Origin of the sequence: Pseudomonas sp. DTU12.3 (assembly GCF_004124275.1) — a bacterium.
GTDB lineage: Bacteria > Pseudomonadota > Gammaproteobacteria > Pseudomonadales > Pseudomonadaceae > Aquipseudomonas > Aquipseudomonas helmanticensis.
This window is the reverse complement of the sequence record NZ_CP027218.1, coordinates 831,970-850,265: the sequence shown is the minus strand read 5'-3', so window position 1 is coordinate 850,265 and position 18,296 is coordinate 831,970. Positions and strand designations below refer to the sequence as shown.

Genomic DNA, 18,296 nt, shown 5'->3' with positions numbered 1-18,296 from the left:
GCCACCAACGCGCGAAAGCGCATACCTAACCCCATCATTTAATTGGATTCCAATGCCAAAGCGGCACACCAGGCCTCGCCACGCGAGCCCTGGGATAAAATTTTCAGCGAACGCCCGCTGTCTTGCGGGCTAATGGTAATGGTCAGGTCAGGCTTTGGCAAAAAGCCTGCACCTTTATCGGGCCACTCGATCAGGCACAGGGCATCGTCTTCGAAGTAATCGCGGATGCCGAGAAACTCCAGCTCTTCCGGATCGACCAGTCGATACAGGTCGAAGTGGAAGGCGCGGACGTCACCGATCTCGTAGGGCTCGACCAATGTGAAGGTCGGACTTTTTACCGAGCCAACGTGGCCCAGGCCACGAATGATTCCCCGCGACAGCGTGGTTTTGCCCATCCCGAGGTTGCCTTCCAGAAAAATCAGGCCGTGGCCCTGGGTCACGCGGGCGATCCGTGCGCCAAAGTCGCTCATGGCCTGTTCATCGGCCAGGTACAGGGTTACTTCAGACACGGTGCTTGCTCCTCCAACAACTGACGAATGGCTGGAATCAGATCACTGGCCGCCAGCCCACGGCCCAATTTGCCTTGTTGCGCCCCGGCGTTGGCGTGCAGCCACACGGCCAGACACGCGGCGTCGAAACTTTGCATACCCTGCGCCAGCAAAGCGCCGGTCAAACCGGCCAGCACATCACCCAACCCGGCCGTCGCCATCGCCGGATGGCCCTGATGACACAGCGCCAGACGCCCATCGGGATGTGCGATCAGAGTACCGGCACCTTTGAGAGTTACAGTCGCTGCATATTTTTTGCTCAATGCCCGCGCGGCGGCCGGTCGGTCAGCCTGCACTTCGGCGGTACTGATGCCGAGCAACCGTGCCGCTTCGCCGGGATGCGGGGTGATCACGCAATCCTTGGGCAGCTTCACAAAACCGCTCGCCAGCAGGTTCAACGCGTCGGCGTCCCAGACTTGCGGCAGCGGCGCGTTGGCAGCCGCCGACAGCAACGCCCGCCCCCAACTGGCCTGGCCGAGTCCGGGGCCGACCACCAGTGTCGAGACTTTTTCCAGCAAGCCCATCAATTGATTGGCCGACGATGTGCCGAGCGTCATCACCTCCGGCACGCGGCTCAGCGCTGCCGGGACATGCTCCGGTCGCGTCGCCAGCGAAACCATGCCGGCACCGCTGCGCAAGGCGCTTTCGGTGCTGAGCAGGATCGCCCCGCCAAACCCGTGATCGCCACCGATCAGCAACACATGACCGAATCGTCCTTTGTGCGATGTCGGCGTACGCGCCGCCAGTTTCGGAAGATTAGCCGGGTTGAGCCGTTGGGCGATGACCGGAATGTCACGATAGATGTCGGCACTGGCTTGCAGATCATTAAACAGCAACGAGCCGATGTGATCCGCCGCATCGCCGGTGAACAAACCGAGTTTCAGCCCGATAAAGGTCACCGTCAGATCGGCCTGCACGGCGCCGCCGAGCACATGCCCGGTGTCTGCACATAAACCAGAAGGGATATCGACGGCAGTTACCGGCAAGCCGCTGGCGTTAATGGCTTTGATCGCCGAGAGGTAAGGCTCGCGCACTTCGCCGCTCAGACCGGTGCCAAGCAGCGCATCGAGGATCACGCCGCGCAGTTCGCTTTGCGCCTGCCAGCCTTGCACCGCAACACCTTCAGCCAGCGCCTCGGCATACGCCAGCGCGGCATCGCCCTGCAATCGCTGCGGATCGCCGACCGCCAGCACCCGCACCTGCCACCCGGCTCGCTGCGCCATGGCCGCGACCAGATAACCGTCGCCAGCGTTGTTGCCATGCCCGGCCAGCACCGTCAGTTCGGTCGCCGTCGGCCATTGCCGAACCAGTGCGCGCCAGGTCGCATGCGCAGCGCGCTGCATCAATTCGAAGCCCGGCGTGCCGGCGGCAATCAGCCGTGCATCGAGCTCGCGCACCTGTGCAGCGCCATACAGCGCGTCGGGTAATTGATCTTTCGTGTGCGGCATGCGTCTTCGGGCTCCGATGTCTGGCAGAATTATACGCACCTCAGCTCCGGTTTCTCTCGCCTCATGTCCGCCATTACCACAGACCTGCCCGCCCTCGCCCAATCGATCAAGAATTGGGGCCGCGAGTTGGGCTTTCAACAAGTCGGCATCAGCGGTCTGGATCTCGCCGAACATGAGCAGCATCTTGCGCGCTGGCTCGAGGCCGGCTACCACGGCGAAATGGATTACATGGGCGCCCACGGCAGCAAACGCTCGCACCCGGAAGAACTGGTGCCGGGTACTTTGCGCGTGGTCTCGCTGCGCATGGACTACCTGCCCGGCGACACACAAATGGCGCAAATGCTCGCGCAACCGGAAAAAGCTTACGTGTCGCGTTATGCCTTGGGCCGCGATTACCACAAATTGATCCGTAAACGCGTGCAACAATTGGCCGACAAGATTCAATCCGAGATCGGCCCCTTCGGTTTTCGTGCGTTTGTCGACAGCGCGCCTGTACTGGAAAAAGCCATCGCCGAGCAGGCCGGTCTGGGCTGGATCGGCAAAAACACCCTGGTGTTGAACCGCAAGGCCGGCAGTTATTTTTTTCTCAGTGAGTTGTTCGTCGATCTGCCGTTGCCGGTCGACGAGCCACACAGCACTGAACACTGCGGCCGCTGCACCGCCTGCCTCGACATTTGTCCGACCAATGCCTTTGTCGGCCCCTATGTGCTGGACGCGCGACGCTGCATTTCGTACCTGACCATCGAACTGAAAAACGCGATTCCGGAAGATTTGCGCCCGCTGATCGGCAACCGGGTGTTCGGCTGCGATGACTGCCAGATTTGCTGTCCGTGGAACCGTTTCGCCAAACCCTCTGGCGAAAGCGACTTCAAGCCACGGCACAATCTAGACAACGCTGAACTGGCCGAGCTGTTTTTGTGGGATGAGGACAAGTTTCTCAGCAGCACCGAAGGCTCGCCGCTGCGCCGCGCCGGGTATGAGCGCTGGTTACGCAATCTGGCGGTGGGACTGGGTAACGCGCCGTCGAGCATTCCGGTGCTGGAAGCGTTGAAAGCGCGGCGGGACTATCCGTCGGAGTTGGTGCAAGAACACGTCGAATGGGCCCTGAAACAACACGGAATCGCGTAACACCCCTGTAGGAGCTGCCGCAGGCTGCGATCTTTTGATCTTGAAACAACGTCAAAAGATCGCAGCCTGCGGCAGCTCCTACACAGGGATCGCGTCAGGGCTGATCGTTGTAAACGAACTTGGGCATTTCCCAGTGGAAACGGATCGCCAGCAGCCGCAGTAGAAAGCCGCCGAACAGAGTGATGAGGATGGCCTGCTCGCCCGGCACGTTCAGATACAGGCAGAGCATGTAGCACCACGCCGCCGCGAACGAGACGCTGGCATACAGTTCCCGGCGGAAGATCAGCGGGATGTCGTTGCAGAAGATGTCGCGCAGGATGCCGCCGAAGACCCCGGTGATCACGCCGCTGACCGAAGCCACCAGCATGCCGTGACCCATTTCCAGTGCGGTCATGCAGCCGATCAGGGTGAAGGCCACTAGGCCGACGGCGTCGAGCACCAGAAACAGCGAGCGCAGGTGACGCATCCAGCGTGCGGTGAACACGGTGAACATCGCGGCGACCGAGGTCAGCACCAGGTATTCCGGGTGTTTGACCCACGTCAGCGGATAATGCCCAAGCAGCACATCGCGCACCGAACCGCCGCCCAACGCCGTGACGCAGGCGATCAGCACCACACCAAACCAGTCCATGCCGCGACGCCCGGCAGACAGCGCGCCGGTCATGGCTTCAGCGGTGATGGCGACGAGATAGAGCATCAGCAACATGGTGGCGATCCAGGCAGGAAGGCGCGCAGTCTAGCCATTTCGGTGCGGCACCAAAAGAGGGCGTCGCAGCAAACACAAAACCCTGTAGGAGCTGCCGCAGGCTGCGATCTTTTGATTTTGCTTTTAAAAAAGATCAAAAGATCTTCAGCCTTCGGCAGCTCCTACAGGGATTACATCAGAATTTGATGAAGTGCTTGCGGTAGTGCTGCAGCTCGGCGATCGATTCGCGGATATCGTCCAGCGCCAGATGAGTGCTGCCTTTCTTGAAGCTGTCACGCACGTCTGGTGCCCAGCGTGCCGCCAGTTCCTTGAGCGTGGAGACGTCGAGGTTGCGGTAGTGGAAGTAACTTTCCAGCGCTTTCATGTGGGTATAAAGGAAGCGGCGATCCTGGCAAATGCTGTTGCCGCAGATCGGCGACTTGCCGTTCGGCACCCACTTTTCCAGGAAGGCGATGGTTTCAGCTTCGGCTTCGGCCATGCTGATGCGGCTATCACGCACGCGCTGGGTCAGGCCGGAATTACCGTGGGTGCGAGTGTTCCATTCGTCCATGCGCGCGAGAACTTCGTCGCTGTGGTGGATAGCGATCACCGGGCCTTCGGCCAGCGTGTTGAGGTCGCTGTCGGTGACGATGGTGGCCATTTCGATGATGACATCGTTGTCCGGGTCCAGACCGGTCATTTCCAGGTCGATCCAGATCAGATTCTGCGGGTTTTGCATATTTCGGCTCCTAGGCAATGCTGCGCAGTTTAGCCTAGGCCAGTGGCCGGGCGTGCTAAACTCGCGACCGTTTTACCTAATCGCTGCATTCTTCAGACGGAACACCCATGGCCAAACGCCAACTCAATCGTCGTCAAAACTGGCGCATCGAAAAGATTCAAGGCGAGCGCGCAGCGCGCGCCGCCAAACGCGAGTCCTCGGCTGTCGAAGCGCTCGAGGGTGGCGACCTGGGCCCGGAACAGACCGGCCTGGTGATCGCCCACTTCGGTGTGCAAGTCGAGGTCGAGGCCACTGATGGCGATCAGGCCGGCCAGGTATTCCGTTGCCACCTGCGCGCCAACCTGCCAGCCCTGGTGACCGGCGACACGGTCGTCTGGCGTGCCGGCAATCAAGGTATCGGTGTGATCGTCGCGCAACTGCCGCGCACCACCGAACTCTGCCGCCCGGACAGCCGTGGCCAGTTGAAACCAGTGGCGGCCAACGTCGACATGATCGTCATCGTCTTCGCCCCGCTGCCCGAGCCGCATGCCAACCTGATCGACCGCTATCTCGTCGCCGCCGAACACGCCGGCATTCGCCCGTTACTGCTGCTGAACAAATTCGACCTGATCGACGAGCAGAACGCCCCGGCGCTCAACGCGCTGCTGGCGGTGTATCGCACGCTCGGTTATCCAGTACTGGAAGTCTCGGCGCACCACGGCAACGGCATGGAACAACTGCAACAGCAGCTCGACGGGCGCATCAGCGTGTTCGTCGGCCAGTCCGGCGTCGGCAAGTCGTCGCTGGTCAACAGCCTGCTGCCAGAAGTTGAAACCCGCGTCGGGCCGTTGTCCGAGCTGTCCGGTCAGGGCACGCACACGACGACCACCGCGCGCCTGTTCCACTTCCCTGGCGGTGGCGAGTTGATCGACTCCCCGGGTATCCGCGAATTCGGCCTCGGCCACGTTAGCCGCGCCGACGTTGAAGCAGGTTTCATCGAGTTCGACGACCTGCTCGGCACTTGCCGTTTCCGCGACTGCAAGCACGACCGCGAGCCAGGCTGTGCACTGCTCAAGGCGCTGGAAGAAGGTCGCGTGCAGCAACAACGCATGAACAGCTACCGCTCGATCATCGCCAGCCTGCCTGAAAACGGCTATTAAACAGCTGCACCGGCGGCTCTCGCCCGAGGGCTGCCGGATGTCGGTCTGCATCTGACACAGCCCTGTCCTTTTTAAACATCAGGCTTTTCTGTAGGACTTCTGCACGCCTGATTGCAGGACATTTCTCTTTGTTCCTGAACACCTTGTCGGCGCGTTTCACAGGCCTACATTCAGTTCCTCTTCGCACTTTCGCGTCCTTGAGGATCTGCCATGCAAACCTACCATTTGTTCATCAGCCACTCGTGGAACTACTCCCACGCCCACGACAATCTGGTGCGCCTGCTCAGTGCCCACCCCGACTTCACTTATAAGAATTTTTCGGTGCCGACGCACAACCCGATCATGGGCGCACAGACCGACAAACAGCTTGAAGAAGCCATCGAAAACAAGATTCGTCCGTGCTCGGCGGTGCTGATCAAGGCTGGCATGTACTCGACCTACAGCAAGTGGATCAACAAGGAAATCGAGATCGCCAAGCGCATGGGCAAGGTGATCATCGCGGTGAAACCGTTCGGCGCCGAGCGTATTTCCACGGTGGTGCGTAACGCCGCACACGCCGAATGCGCGTGGAACACCAACAGCATCGTCGGCGCGATCCGCCTGCACACGGCGGCCTGAACATGCGCAAGGGACTGTTTATCGGCATCAACGACTACACGCATATTTCGCGCCTGAGCGGTTGCAGCAATGACGCCATGGCCATGGCCTCGGTGCTGAAAACCGACGCCGATGGCGACCCCAACTTCAAGAACGTCGTGCTGACGTCGGCTGAGGATTACCTGGGCCGGGAGATGCTCGAAGATCAGATCCGCGAGCTGTTTTCCGGCGACTGCAACGTTGCGCTGTTGTATTTCGCCGGGCACGGCGGCTTCGACACCGACAATGACGAAGGCATGCTGCTGCCCCAGGATTATCGCAACGCCAAGGACGGTATCCGCATCAGCGACATCCTCAACTGGGCGAGCAAAGCCACGCGCATCAAGAACAAAGTGATCATCCTCGATTGCTGCCAAAGCGGCGCCGCCGGCGAGGTGCGCGCGTTGCGCAGTGAAAGCAGCGTGGTCGGCGAAGGCATGACCATTCTCACCGCTTGCAAAAAGGAAGAGCCGGCCATGGAAGGTGCGCAACACGGCGTGTTTACCGGGTTGCTGCTGCAGGCCTTGCACGGTGGCGCGGCGAACATCCTCGGCAAGATCACTCCCGGCAGCCTGTATTCCTTCGTCGACAACGCGCTCGACGCCTGGGAACAACGTCCGGTGTTCAAGACTAACGTCTCGCAATTCATTTCCCTGCGGGAAGTCTCGCCGCTGATCCCCAAAGAGATCCTGCGCAAACTGCCTGACTGGTTTGCCGAAGCCGAATCGACTTACCCGCTCGACCCGAGCTACGAGCCGACCGAAGCCAACTTCAACCCGGACCACGGCGAAATCTTCGCGCAACTGCAAAAGTGCAATCGCCACAGCCTGATCGAACCGGTCGACGCCGAGCATATGTACTACGCCGCCCTCCACTCCACCGGCTGCCGCCTCACCGCCCTCGGCGCCTACTACCGCGAACTCGCGCTCAAAGGACATTTCTGATGCCTGTCTTCATCAGCTACCGCCACATGGATCGCCTGCATGCCGTGGCGATCAACAATCGCCTCAAGCAGGCCAACATCAAGACTTATCTGGATGTGCTGGACCCCGAGTCGCAGACCACCGACGACATCACCGGCGTGATCACGCGCAACATCACCGAATGCACGCACTTGCTCGCGGTGGTGTCGGAGAGGACTGCTTTGTCGTGGTGGGTGCCGTTCGAGATTGGTGAGGCGACCATTAGCAACCGGCGGATTTGCTCGTTCAAGACCGGGCCGGCGGAGCTGCCGCTGTATCTGGATAAATGGCCGAAGTTGAGTACGGATAAAGACATCGATTTCTTTATCGATGCCTATCGGGAGGAAGTATCGAACAAGCGCTCGATGGTGCTGGATTCGATCAGCGAATCCACCAAGGGCACTTACAAGCGCAATGCCGAGCTCTTTCATGATCAGCTGAAGAGCAGGATTCGACGGGGGTTTTGATTGGTCGGCTTGGCTTGAGAGCCCCTCACCCTAGCCCTCCCGAAACGTCGGACCGCCCGGAGGGAGAGGGGACTGACAGCGGGGAATATGCGAGGTTTGCCGACCTGAAATTCCTGAGTCGTACTCAGGTTTTGAACTGCACAAAGATCTGCTCCCTTGCATCAGTCAAACGCAGACTCTGAACAGCATGAAGATCGGCTCCCTTCCCCCTCTACCCCTTGGGGGAGAGGGCTGGGGTGAGGGGGATGGATCTCAAGTCCCGCACAAGATCCAAACCGACAGCCACAAAAAAGCCGACATCTCTGTCGGCTTTTTCGTCTCTTACTGCTTCGGCGCAGGAGCCGGCGCTGGCGCCGCACTCCCCGATTCCGCCGGTTTCGGCGCGGCGTCATCAAACAGATTCAACCGTTCGCGCAACTCATGCGCGGGCACCGGCTGCTGATCCGCCGGCAGTGCGTTCGGGTCGACCGGCGTCGCCGGAGCGCCGCCGTTCTGGCCTTGATCCGCCGGTTTCGCCGGATCGGCACCTTGCGAGCCTTCGATGGCAGCCTGGGCTTTCTTGGTCAGCACGACGATGTCGATACGACGGTTGACCGGGTTGAACGGGTTTTCCTTGTCGAACAGCGCCGACGAGGCATAACCGACGACCCGCGCCACTTGCGCATCCGGATAGCTACCGGCGACCAAGGCACGACGGGCCGCGTTGGCACGGTTGGCCGAGAGTTCCCAGTTACCGAAATCGCCGGTGCCGGTGTACGGCTTGGCGTCGGTGTGGCCGCTGATGCTGATCTTGTTCGGCACCGCTTTGATGGTGTCGGCCATGGCCAGCAGGATGTCTTCGAAGTACGGCTTCAGGCGTGCAGAACCCGAGTCGAACATCGGCCGGTTCTCGGCGTCCATGATCTGGATGCGCAAGCCGTTCGGCGTGATCTCGAAGAGGATCTGATCCTTGAATTTCTGCAGTTGCGGGTTCTCGTCGACCTTGTTCTGCAGTTCTTGCAGGAGCAGTTCCAGACGTTCCTTCTCGACCTGCTCGGCCATGCCTTCAACCTGCTCGGTGTCGACCGTGACCTTGTCCGGTTGCGGCTGCGACTTCACTTCCGGGTTGAGGGTGTTTTCCGGCGCAAGGGTCGGCGTGCCGCCCAGATCGATGATGTACGGCGTACCGCTTTCGGAAAAGCCGACCGGGTCCTTGAAGTAACCGGCGATGGCGATCTTCTGCTCAGGTGTGGCGGTGGACAACAGCCACAACACCAGGAAGAACGCCATCATCGCCGTGGCGAAGTCGGCGAAGGCGATTTTCCACGCCCCGCCGTGATGCCCGCCGGCTATGCGCTTGACGCGCTTGATGATAATCGGCTGATTATTTTCCATGGCTTAGCGACCGCGAACGGCTTGTTCCAGCTCGGCAAAGCTTGGACGGTGGGCCGGGTACAGAACCTTGCGACCGAACTCGACCGCCAGCGATGGCGGCATGCCGGAAGCCGAAGCCACCAGCGAGGCCTTGATGGCTTCGTAGACGTTCAGCTCTTCTTTGGCATCGTGGGCCAGCGAGTGCGCCAGCGGGCCGAAGAAACCGTACGCCGCGAGAATACCGAAGAAGGTACCCACGAGTGCCGCACCGACGTGCAGGCCGATGGACTTCTGGTCGCCTTCACCCAGGGATGCCATGGTCACCACGATACCGAGTACCGCCGCAACGATGCCGAAACCGGGCATGGCGTCGGCAATACCGTTTACCGCGTGGGATGGGTGTTCGAGGTCTTCTTTGAGGCTGTACAACTCCATGTCGAACAGACCTTCGAGTTCGTGCGGGGCCATGTTGCCGGACGACATGATGCGCAGGTAATCGCAGATGAACGCGGTCATGCGCTCATCTTTGAGCACTGCCGGGTACTTGGCGAAGATCGGGCTCGCAGCGGCATCTTCAATGTCGCCTTCGATGGCCATCATGCCTTCGCGGCGGCTTTTGTTGAGAATCTCGTAGATCAGGCCGAGCACTTCCAGATAGAAAGTGTGGCTGAAGCGCGAACTGAACATGCTCAAGGATTTCTTGAGCACGTGCATCGTCATGTAGCCGGGGTTGGCCTGGAGGAATGCGCCAAGGGCCGCACCGCCGATAATCATCACCTCGAAGGGCTGGATCAGGGCGGCAATCTTGCCGTGGGAGAGCACGTATCCGCCGAGCACGCTCGCGAATACGACGATGATGCCGATAATTTTAGCCATAGGTAGGAAAGTACTTACTGAGTCGGGTTCAAGGTCATATTCGGAAGTTAAAAAATCTCTTCTTCTACTTATCGGCAAAACTGCGCCAGACTATAGCCAGTTCAGGCGAAAAGCCAATTTAGCCCATGCCGGGCGCGTCTACAGTCAGTGAAGATCCCCTCCAGACATGGCTAATGAAACGAACGTCCCACACGCAAAACCGACCACGCTCGACGGCTGGGTCAAGCTGCTCGACAGCGTTCGACTGCCCGTACCGCAAGAGGCTCACGACAAGGTTTGCCGGGCGATTCGCGACAATCGCAGCTCGCTGCGCGACATCGCCGATCTGATGCAGGACAGCCCCGCACTGGCCTTGAGCATCATCCGTGAGGCCAATCGTCACACCCACGGCAATATGGCTTCGCCGGCGGAAAATCTTGAAGTGGCGATCAACCGTCTCGGCCTGGCGCGTACCGAAGAGTTGCTCGCGCGCTTGCCCGCCGAGCCACTGATGCAAATTCCCAAGGCCCTGCGCCAATTGCAGATGATCAGCCAGCACGCGACGCAACAGGCCAACGGTTTTTTCGCCAGCCGCCTGGCGCGGCTGTGGCAGGACATTCATTGGGGCAGCCTGCTGTTTCTGTCGCCGTTATGGCCGCTGGCGCTGACCTATCCACAGTTGCTGGAAGAATGGGAACTACGGGTTATCCACAAGGGCGAGTCGGCACGCACCGTCGAAAAGCAATTGTTTGGCGTGCGCCTGTTGAGAATCGCCGACGCGCTGGTCGAAGCCTGGCATCTGCCGATCTGGGTTCAGCAGGGCTACAAACTGCTCCTCAGCGAACAACGCGAATTGGTCAAAGTGCTGCGCATCGCTCGCGACAGCGAACATCCGTTGCGCCAGCAAAACCGCCTCGACGATGACCCGACATTGCGCCGCTGGCTCAATCAGCCGGCCAACACAGTGCTACTGGCCAATGGTCTGGCGCTGTCGGCGCAACAGGCCTGGGACAGTCCGCACAGTGAGCGCTGGCAGTACCTGACCAGCCTTTACCTGCAAATTTCGATGGATGAAGTGCAGCAACAATTGCACCAGCAGGCCGCCAACAGCGCCCGTCATCATGCAATGCCAGACTTGTGGCACCCGGCGGTTTCGCTGTTGTGGCCGTGGGGCACCCGCCGCTTGCCGGCCGGCATGTTGCCGGCTGCCGCGCCCAGCGCCGAAGACCTGACGCAATGGCGCAAGCAGTGCGCCGAACTGCTGGCAGAACCGAGCCGCTTCACCAATGCCATGAGCCTGACCGTTGCGGCCCGCGATGCATTAGTTGCCAGCGGCATGCGTCGGGTGCTGATCCTGATGGCCGACCGCACGCAATCCAGTCTGCGCGTGCAACAAACACATGGTTTGCCAAAAGAAGCCGCTGCGCTGACGTTCGCCGTCAGTCAAAGTACCGTGCTGCAACGCCTGCTCGCGCAACAAGCGCAGGTGCGCATCAACCCGGACAACAACGCACAGTTTTCCGCCCTGCTGCCTCCGAGCCTGCGCGCACTGTTTCGTGGCGAACATCTGCTCTTGCGTTCATTGGTCAATAACGGCCGGGTGATCATGATCGTCGTCGCCGACCAGGGCGGCGGGCCGTTCGCCGATATCAGCGTGCAAGCCTTTGGCAAAACCGCACAATGCATCGAAAAAGCCCTGCAAAGCTTTAGCAGCCGTGGCCGATGAGGCTGCGCTACAATCCTCCCCTTTGTGCTCTGGAGACCTCACATGTCTGACTTCTCTGGCTTGCCGCTCGTCATCGAACCGAGCGACTTGCTTCCTCGGCTTGAGGCCAGCAACCTGATTCTGGTGGACCTGACCAGTCCCGCCCGCTACACCGAAGGTCACCTTCCCGGTGCACGCTTTGTCGATCCGAAACGCACCCAGCTCGGCCAGCCGCCGGCGCCGGGACTGCTGCCGGCCAAAGCCGATCTGGAAGCATTGTTCGGTGAGCTGGGCCATCGCAAGGACGCGGTCTACGTCGTGTATGACGACGAAGGCGGCGGCTGGGCCGGGCGCTTCATCTGGCTGCTCGACGTGATCGGTCACGACAAGTACCACTATATAGACGGTGGTTTGCCGGCATGGCTGGCAGATGGCATGCCGATGTCGATCCAGGTGCCACCAGCAGTGGGCGGCCCGGTCGCGCTGACCTTGCACGACGAGCCGACCGCAACCCGTGAATACCTGCAAAGCCGCCTCGGTGCTGCCGATCTGGCGATCTGGGACGCGCGCGGGCCGCTGGAATACTCCGGCGAGAAAGTGCTGGCCGCCAAGGCCGGGCACATCCCCGGCGCGGTCAATTTCGAATGGACCGCCGGCATGGACAAGGCCCGTCAGTTGCGCATTCGTACGGACATGCCGCAGATCCTCGAAGACCTCGGGATCAGCAAGGACAAAGAAATCATTACCCATTGCCAGACCCATCACCGGTCGGGCTTCACTTATCTGGTGGCCAAGTCCCTCGGGTATCCGCGGGTCAAGGGCTACGCCGGTTCCTGGGGCGAATGGGGCAACCACCCTGACACGCCTGTCGAGATTTAAGGTTTTTAAGGACAACTAATGAAAGAGCGTCTGTTTATCCTCAGCCAGTACCTGCTGCCTCATCACCTGCTGTCGCGCCTCGCCGGCTGCATCGCCGAGTGCCGCGTGCGCTGGTTCAAGAATGCCTTCACCCAGTGGTTCGCCAAGCGTTACCAGGTGGACATGTCGCAAGCGCTGGTCGAAGACCTCACCGCTTACGAGCACTTCAACGCCTTCTTCACCCGCGCCCTGAAAGACGGCGCGCGTCCACTGGACGAAACCCCGGGCGCGATCCTCAGCCCGGCCGACGGTGCGGTCAGCCAGCTCGGCCCGATCGAGCACGGTCGCGTATTCCAGGCCAAGGGCCACAGCTTCAGCGTGCTGGAACTGCTCGGTGGTGATGCCGCCAACGCGGCGCCATTCATGGGCGGCGATTTCGCCACCATCTATCTGTCGCCGAAGGACTACCACCGCGTGCACATGCCGCTGGCCGGCACCCTGCGCGAGATGGTCTACATCCCGGGCCGGATCTTCTCGGTGAACCAGACCACCGCTGAAAACGTTCCGGAGCTGTTTGCCCGCAACGAGCGCGTAGCGTGCATTTTCGACACCGAGCGCGGGCCTATGGCCGTTGTACTGGTGGGCGCGATGATCGTCGCTTCGATCGAAACCGTCTGGGCCGGTCTGGTCACGCCGCCGAAGCGTGAACTGAAAACCTTCCGTTACGACGAAGCCGCGCGTGCGCCGATCCATCTGGAAAAAGGCGCCGAGCTGGGCCGCTTCAAGCTGGGTTCGACTGCCGTCGTGCTGTTCGGCCCGGATCAGGTGAAATGGGCAGAACAACTGGTAGCCGGTTCACCAGTACAGATGGGCCAAGGCCTGGCACTGCCAAAAGCCTGATTCTAGAAACACACAATCCCTGTAGGAGCTGCCGAAGGCTGCGATCTCTTGATTCTGGTTTTTTAAATCGAAATCAAAAGATCGCAGCCTTCGGCAGCTCCTACAGGTTGAACACCAGTTCGCTTATTTGCTGCTATGGTTTTTGGCATGAGCCAGACCATTTCCCCACCGCAGCTACGCGCACCGACCCCGAGTCAGCCACGCCTGTCGTTTTGCGAAGCCAGCCCGCGCGACCTCAAGCGCTGGATCGCCGACTTGCCCAAGGCCAACATCGGCGAAACCGCCCGCCTGCTGTATCAAGGCCTCGGCGAACTCAACCAACTGCTCACCCCCAGCGACAACCGTCTGCAGTTGCTCGAATTGCTGCGCCCCGAGGTTTACTTCGTCTGCCAGCACCTGGAGCGGCATTTCCTGCATCAGGCGATCATGCTCGACGAGCGCTCGCGCAAGGTCAGCAATCTCTGTCAGGCGCTGCAAAGTCATCTGGCCATCGGCTACAAACAGATCGTCCTGCGCATTGCGCCCAAGTACGCCAAGGATCGCGCGGCGCTGCTCAGCACCGCACTGCAACGGGCAGCCCATGCGTCGAAAGGCCAATTGGTGCGCGCGACTCAACTCTATAGCCCGCCACCGGAACACTTGTGGTTTGAGTTGCATCAGCTGTATCGCACAGCGTGTGAGTTGCAGCTGCAACAGCGTCGAGTGCATGACGATCTGGCCAGCCTGACCACCGAGTTGAGCCTGGAACAGACTTATATCGCTGCCCTGTTGCTGGGCAGCGCCCGCTGCAATCAACTGCGACAGAACCAGATCGCCCGATTGGCAGAAGTGCTCGAACCATGGAGCGCTCTGCTCAAGCTGCATCCCGCCCGCCCGGACGACGGTCTGTTTGCGGTCAGCGCACAAATCGACGCCGGGCCGCGTTATCGCAACATGTTTCGCAGTGAGCAACAGGCCGGATTGCTCGGCTTCGATCCACAGCCGCTGGTGAATGCCATCGAAGCGCATTTGCTGCACCAGGACACGTCGACACCTTTGCCGATCCCGACCGGGCTCAGCTTCGACACCTTGCAACACCTGCATGCCGCATGGGGCCAGGCCGCCGAACGCAGTTTTCAGCGCACCGTCGGCCAGGGCAGTCTGACCGTGTGCGTGGGCATGAGCGCCCTGCACTTCTACCTCGGCGGCGAGCGTAGCTTCAGCGATATGCTCAAACACCCCGGCGCCCGCGCGGCGAATTTCAGCCACGCCGTGGCAAAAGGTGAGAAGGACAGCTGGAGCCAGGCTTTCGACGCGGCGCCGCAGAATAACGAGCAGTTTTTGCCCTACGAAGAAATCCAGTACGACCACCTCGTCGAAGATGAAAGCAGCGCTGATGCGGCGCCGCACTACCCGACTTACGCATTGCCCGTGATCAATCACAGTCCCGGCGGTTACTGCCTGGGCTGGCCGAAAGAGGTGCCTGCCGAATTGCAGGCCGGAGAAATGCTCGGCATTCAGGACAGCGTCAGTCTGGGCTGGAGCATCGCGGTGATTCGCTGGATTCGTCAGGTGCGCGGCGGTGGTACGCAAATGGGCATTGAGTTGGTGGCGCCACATGCGCAGCCATGCGGCTTGCAACTGGTGCGCTCACGCGACGATCACAGCCAGTATTTGCGCGGATTATTGTTGCCGGAGATCAGCGCGATCGACGTGCCCGCTACGCTGCTGGCGCCACGCTTACCGTTTCAGGAAGGCAATAAAGTGCTGATCAACACTCAGGGCGAAGAACACCGCGCCGGCCTTGATCGACGGGTGGCGAGTACGCACAGTTTCAATCAGTTTGCTTATCGCTCGCTGGAAGCCGCGCAGAATGGCGCGAGCGAGGAGGATTTTGATTCGTTGTGGAAATCGCTTTAGACCGAGGCGCGGCCTTCGCGAGCAAGCCCGCTCCCACATTTGAAATGCATTCCAATGTGGGAGCGGGCTTGCTCGCGAAGAGGCCAGCTCAGATAGCAGAAATCTTAAAGCTGCCCATCACGATCACGGAAGCCCAGCAAATACAGCACGCCATCCAAACCCAGCGTCGAGATCGCCTGCTTCGCCGATTGCTTGACCAACGGCTTGGCACGGAACGCCACGCCCAACCCGGCAATCGCCAGCATCGGCAAATCGTTCGCGCCATCGCCCACGGCAATGGTCTGCTCCAGACGCAAACCTTCCTTGTGCGCCAGCTCTTTCAACAGATCCGCCTTGCGCTGCGCATCGACAATCGGCTCGATCGCCACGCCGGTGCACTTGCCGTCGACCACTTCCAGTTCGTTGGCGAACACGTAGTCGATGCCGAGCTTGGCCTGCAACTGTTTAGCGAAGTAGGTGAAGCCGCCAGACAGGATCGCGGTCTTGTAGCCCAGACGCTTGAGTTCGGCGAACAGCGTTTCGGCGCCTTCGGTCAGACGCAGCGAAGCACCGATCGAGTCCAGTACGCTGACATCCAGACCTTTGAGCAAAGCCAGACGCTCTTTGAAACTGGCACGAAAATCCAGTTCGCCGGCCATTGCCCGCTCGGTGATCTCGGAAACCTGATCACCCACGCCGGCAGCCTTGGCCAGTTCGTCGATGACTTCGGCTTCGATCAGCGTCGAATCCATGTCGAACACTGCCAGGCGACGGTTACGACGGAACAGCGAATCTTCCTGGAAGGCGATATCGACATTCAGTTCCTGCGCGACGCTGAGGAATTCAGCGCGCAGCGCCTGCGGATCAGCCGCTTCGCCACGCACGGAAAATTCGATGCAGCCTTTGCCCTTGTCCGCCGGAGTGTCCAGCGGCATACGACCCGACAGACGGTCGATATGGTCGATGTTCAAACCGTATTTGGCGGTGATCGAGCTGACGGCCTGCAATTGGCCGGCAGTCACTTTGCGGGTCAGCAGGGTGACGATGTGGCGTTTCTTGCCCTGATTGCCCACCCATTGCTGGTAGTCCTCTTCGGACACCGGGGTGAAGCGCACCTGTTGGTCGAGCTCGTAGCCCTTGAACAGGATGTCCTTGAGCACGGATTTACCTTGCTCGGAGTCGGGAATTTCAACCAGGATGCCGAACGACAGGGTGTCGTGGATCACCGCCTGACCGATATCGAGAATGTTCACACCACCTTGTGCCAGAACACCGGTAATGGCTGCCGTCAGACCCGGACGGTCGACTCCCGTGATGTTAATCAGGACGATTTCGCGCAACGCGCACCCCCGCAACTGGAAAAAAACCGCATTCTACCCACTTTCAGTGACCATCGGGCACCGCGAGCGCTTTGCCGGTCTAGGGCCTGTCGCTATACTGCGCGTCAACTTCACGGACAAAAGAGCCGAGCTCAGTGAACCGGCCCACGCCAGTTAAAACCGATAACTTCTTCCTGCTGATCTTCCGTGCACTGCGCCACCGCCGTGTACCGATTGCATTGCGCATTGCCAGCCATAACGTGATCCTGGTCGCTCTGGCCTTGGTGATCTATGCCGGCGTGATGGGTTTGCAATTCAAGCAGGCCATGCACCAGCAGGCCGATGCGCTGGGCGAAAGCCTGACCACGCAGACCGCGACCTCTGCCACGGAGCTGTTGGTGTCCAACGACATCCTCAGCCTCAACGTGCTGCTCAACAACCTGACCAAGAACAAACTGGTCGCCCATGCGGCGATCTACAGCGTGGATAACCGCATCCTCGCCGAGTCAGGTCAGCGGCCCAAGCACAGCCTGCTGGGCGAAGCCGAAGGCATGTACGAGAGCAAGATCACTTTCCAGGACGTGACCGCCGGGCAACTGCGTATCAGCCTGGACATGGATCAGTTCCAGCAGCCGATGACCATCAGCCTGCAAAGCATGGGCATTCTCAGCGGGATTCTGCTGGCGCTGTCGCTGGCCTTGAGCCTGCGCATGGGCCGCTATCTGTCGACGCCGCTGCTGCAATTGCGCGTCTGGCTGCGCAACATCGACGAATACACGCCGGGCACTGATCGCCAGGACGAGATCGGCGATCTGGCGCGCCAGTTGCACGCCAACTACGCCCCGGAGCCCGCGCCTAAACCTGAGCCGGAACCCGAGTTCGAAGAAGAAGAGGACGACGAGCCGGAGTTCGAAGTGCGCAATCTGCGCGACCCAAGCTTCGACGAAACCCGCCCCCTGGCCGCCCAAAAGCCGGCACCGCGCCACGTGGTCAGCACCGTTGAAGACGATGAAGACGACGACGCCTTCGCCGATCTGCGCGACGAATCGCTTGATACCGCGCCCCAGCCGGTAATCCGCAAGGCCACGCCAAGCGTGCCGCAACACAGCGCTGTGCTGGCGGTGCAATTGGGCTCGCAGGAGCACCTGCGTCGTCTGCCGCGTGCGCGTCTGGAAGAGTTGCTGGAGCGCTATCGCGATTGCCTCGATCAGGCCGCTTCGCTGTATCAGGGCGAAATCGAAACCCTGAACGACGGCAGCACGCTGATGCTGTTCCACACCGAAGACAGCGGCGACGATTACCTGACCAACGCGATTTGCTGCGGCGAGTTGCTGCGGGCGCTGGGTCATCAGTTGCAGATTGAAGTCGCAGACAGCGGCATCACCCTGCAATTGCAACTGGGCCTGACCCTCGGAGACGAGTTGTTCGGTTTGAGTCAGATCGATCTGCTGCTGACCGACTCGGCCCAGGACGCGTTGGCCTTGTCGCAACATAGCCGCAATCTGTTGCTGGTTGAGCGCAAGATCAGTGACGATGCGCTGATTCGTCAGCGTGCGCGGATCCGCCCGATTGCCAGTCCTGAAGGCGCTTGCTGTGTCGAGCGATTGATGGAGCCTTATCCGTCGATGCTGGAACGGCAGCTCGCGCGGATGCATGAACGCCGGGCTTAAGTCTTA

At 60.4% G+C, this 18,296-nt stretch carries 17 protein-coding genes; 10 read left to right on the top strand and 7 right to left on the bottom strand.

Annotated features, from left to right (window positions below):
* Positions 1 to 38: 38 nt before the first annotated feature.
* On the bottom strand, positions 39 to 509 hold the full coding sequence (gene tsaE / locus C2E19_RS03785) for a tRNA (adenosine(37)-N6)-threonylcarbamoyltransferase complex ATPase subunit type 1 TsaE (protein ID WP_053116768.1): 471 nt from the start codon (positions 507 to 509) through the stop codon (positions 39 to 41).
* A complete protein-coding gene (locus C2E19_RS03780) occupies positions 497 to 1,996 on the bottom strand; it encodes an NAD(P)H-hydrate dehydratase (protein WP_129388290.1) in 1,500 nt (499 codons plus the stop codon). The genes tsaE and C2E19_RS03780 overlap by 13 nt, the downstream gene beginning before the upstream one ends.
* A 63-nt stretch (positions 1,997 to 2,059) precedes the next feature.
* Here C2E19_RS03780 and queG point away from each other — a divergent pair, with 63 nt between their 5' ends.
* Positions 2,060 to 3,124 (top strand): tRNA epoxyqueuosine(34) reductase QueG, encoded by a 1,065-nt coding sequence (queG, locus tag C2E19_RS03775; protein ID WP_129388287.1) that lies wholly within the window; start codon positions 2,060 to 2,062, stop codon positions 3,122 to 3,124.
* Positions 3,125 to 3,218: 94 nt separating this feature from the next.
* Here the strand turns inward: queG and C2E19_RS03770 are convergent, their stop codons facing one another.
* Together C2E19_RS03770 and orn are read right to left on the bottom strand one after the other, a co-directional pair.
* Positions 3,219 to 3,830, bottom strand: coding sequence for a trimeric intracellular cation channel family protein (locus C2E19_RS03770; protein ID WP_129388284.1), 612 nt, complete (start codon positions 3,828 to 3,830; stop codon positions 3,219 to 3,221).
* A 175-nt stretch (positions 3,831 to 4,005) separates the two neighbouring features.
* Positions 4,006 to 4,548 carry an oligoribonuclease gene (orn, locus tag C2E19_RS03765; RefSeq protein ID WP_129388281.1) on the bottom strand — a complete coding sequence of 181 codons (543 nt, stop codon included), beginning with the start codon at positions 4,546 to 4,548 and terminating at the stop codon, positions 4,006 to 4,008.
* Between the two features lie 107 nt (positions 4,549 to 4,655).
* Here orn and rsgA point away from each other — a divergent pair, with 107 nt between their 5' ends.
* From rsgA to C2E19_RS03745, 4 genes are all read left to right on the top strand, one after another.
* Positions 4,656 to 5,687 (top strand): small ribosomal subunit biogenesis GTPase RsgA, encoded by a 1,032-nt coding sequence (gene rsgA, locus C2E19_RS03760; RefSeq protein ID WP_129388278.1) that lies wholly within the window; start codon positions 4,656 to 4,658, stop codon positions 5,685 to 5,687.
* A 210-nt stretch (positions 5,688 to 5,897) separates the two neighbouring features.
* Entirely contained in the window at positions 5,898 to 6,305 is a 408-nt protein-coding gene (locus tag C2E19_RS03755; protein ID WP_129388274.1) for a TIR domain-containing protein, read from the top strand.
* 2 nt (positions 6,306 to 6,307) lie between these two features.
* Positions 6,308 to 7,267: a caspase family protein gene (locus C2E19_RS03750; RefSeq protein WP_129388271.1), complete on the top strand. Its 960-nt coding sequence runs from the start codon at positions 6,308 to 6,310 to the stop codon at positions 7,265 to 7,267.
* Positions 7,267 to 7,752, top strand: coding sequence for a toll/interleukin-1 receptor domain-containing protein (locus C2E19_RS03745; protein WP_129388268.1), 486 nt, complete (start codon positions 7,267 to 7,269; stop codon positions 7,750 to 7,752). The genes C2E19_RS03750 and C2E19_RS03745 overlap by 1 nt, the downstream gene beginning before the upstream one ends.
* A 321-nt stretch (positions 7,753 to 8,073) precedes the next feature.
* Here the strand turns inward: C2E19_RS03745 and motB are convergent, their stop codons facing one another.
* On the bottom strand, positions 8,074 to 9,126 hold the full coding sequence (gene motB, locus C2E19_RS03740; protein WP_129388265.1) for a flagellar motor protein MotB: 1,053 nt from the start codon (positions 9,124 to 9,126) through the stop codon (positions 8,074 to 8,076).
* A gap of 3 nt (positions 9,127 to 9,129) precedes the next feature.
* On the bottom strand, positions 9,130 to 9,981 hold the full coding sequence (gene motA, locus C2E19_RS03735) for a flagellar motor stator protein MotA (RefSeq protein WP_007952169.1): 852 nt from the start codon (positions 9,979 to 9,981) through the stop codon (positions 9,130 to 9,132).
* Between the two features lie 166 nt (positions 9,982 to 10,147).
* Here motA and C2E19_RS03730 point away from each other — a divergent pair, with 166 nt between their 5' ends.
* The 4 genes from C2E19_RS03730 to C2E19_RS03710 all read left to right on the top strand — a co-directional run bounded on the left by C2E19_RS03730 (position 10,148) and on the right by C2E19_RS03710 (position 15,322).
* The gene (locus tag C2E19_RS03730; protein WP_129388262.1) at positions 10,148 to 11,686 is read left to right on the top strand and encodes an HDOD domain-containing protein; all 1,539 of its coding nucleotides are present in this window, start codon (positions 10,148 to 10,150) and stop codon (positions 11,684 to 11,686) included.
* 42 nt (positions 11,687 to 11,728) lie between these two features.
* Positions 11,729 to 12,544, top strand: a complete 816-nt coding sequence (gene rhdA / locus C2E19_RS03725) for a thiosulfate sulfurtransferase (protein ID WP_129388259.1) — start codon at positions 11,729 to 11,731, stop codon at positions 12,542 to 12,544.
* 18 nt (positions 12,545 to 12,562) lie between these two features.
* Complete coding sequence (gene asd, locus C2E19_RS03720) at positions 12,563 to 13,423, top strand: archaetidylserine decarboxylase (RefSeq protein WP_129388256.1); 861 nt, start codon at positions 12,563 to 12,565, stop codon at positions 13,421 to 13,423.
* Positions 13,424 to 13,570: 147 nt separating this feature from the next.
* A complete protein-coding gene (locus C2E19_RS03710) occupies positions 13,571 to 15,322 on the top strand; it encodes a molecular chaperone (RefSeq protein WP_129388252.1) in 1,752 nt (583 codons plus the stop codon).
* A 104-nt stretch (positions 15,323 to 15,426) separates the two neighbouring features.
* On the opposite strand, the gene serB is transcribed toward C2E19_RS03710, so the two are convergent.
* Entirely contained in the window at positions 15,427 to 16,641 is a 1,215-nt protein-coding gene (serB, locus tag C2E19_RS03705; protein WP_129388249.1) for a phosphoserine phosphatase SerB, read from the bottom strand.
* Between the two features lie 134 nt (positions 16,642 to 16,775).
* Between serB and C2E19_RS03700 the strand changes: the two genes are divergently transcribed.
* Positions 16,776 to 18,290, top strand: coding sequence for an AhpA/YtjB family protein (locus C2E19_RS03700; protein WP_129388246.1), 1,515 nt, complete (start codon positions 16,776 to 16,778; stop codon positions 18,288 to 18,290).
* Positions 18,291 to 18,296: the final 6 nt, after the last annotated feature.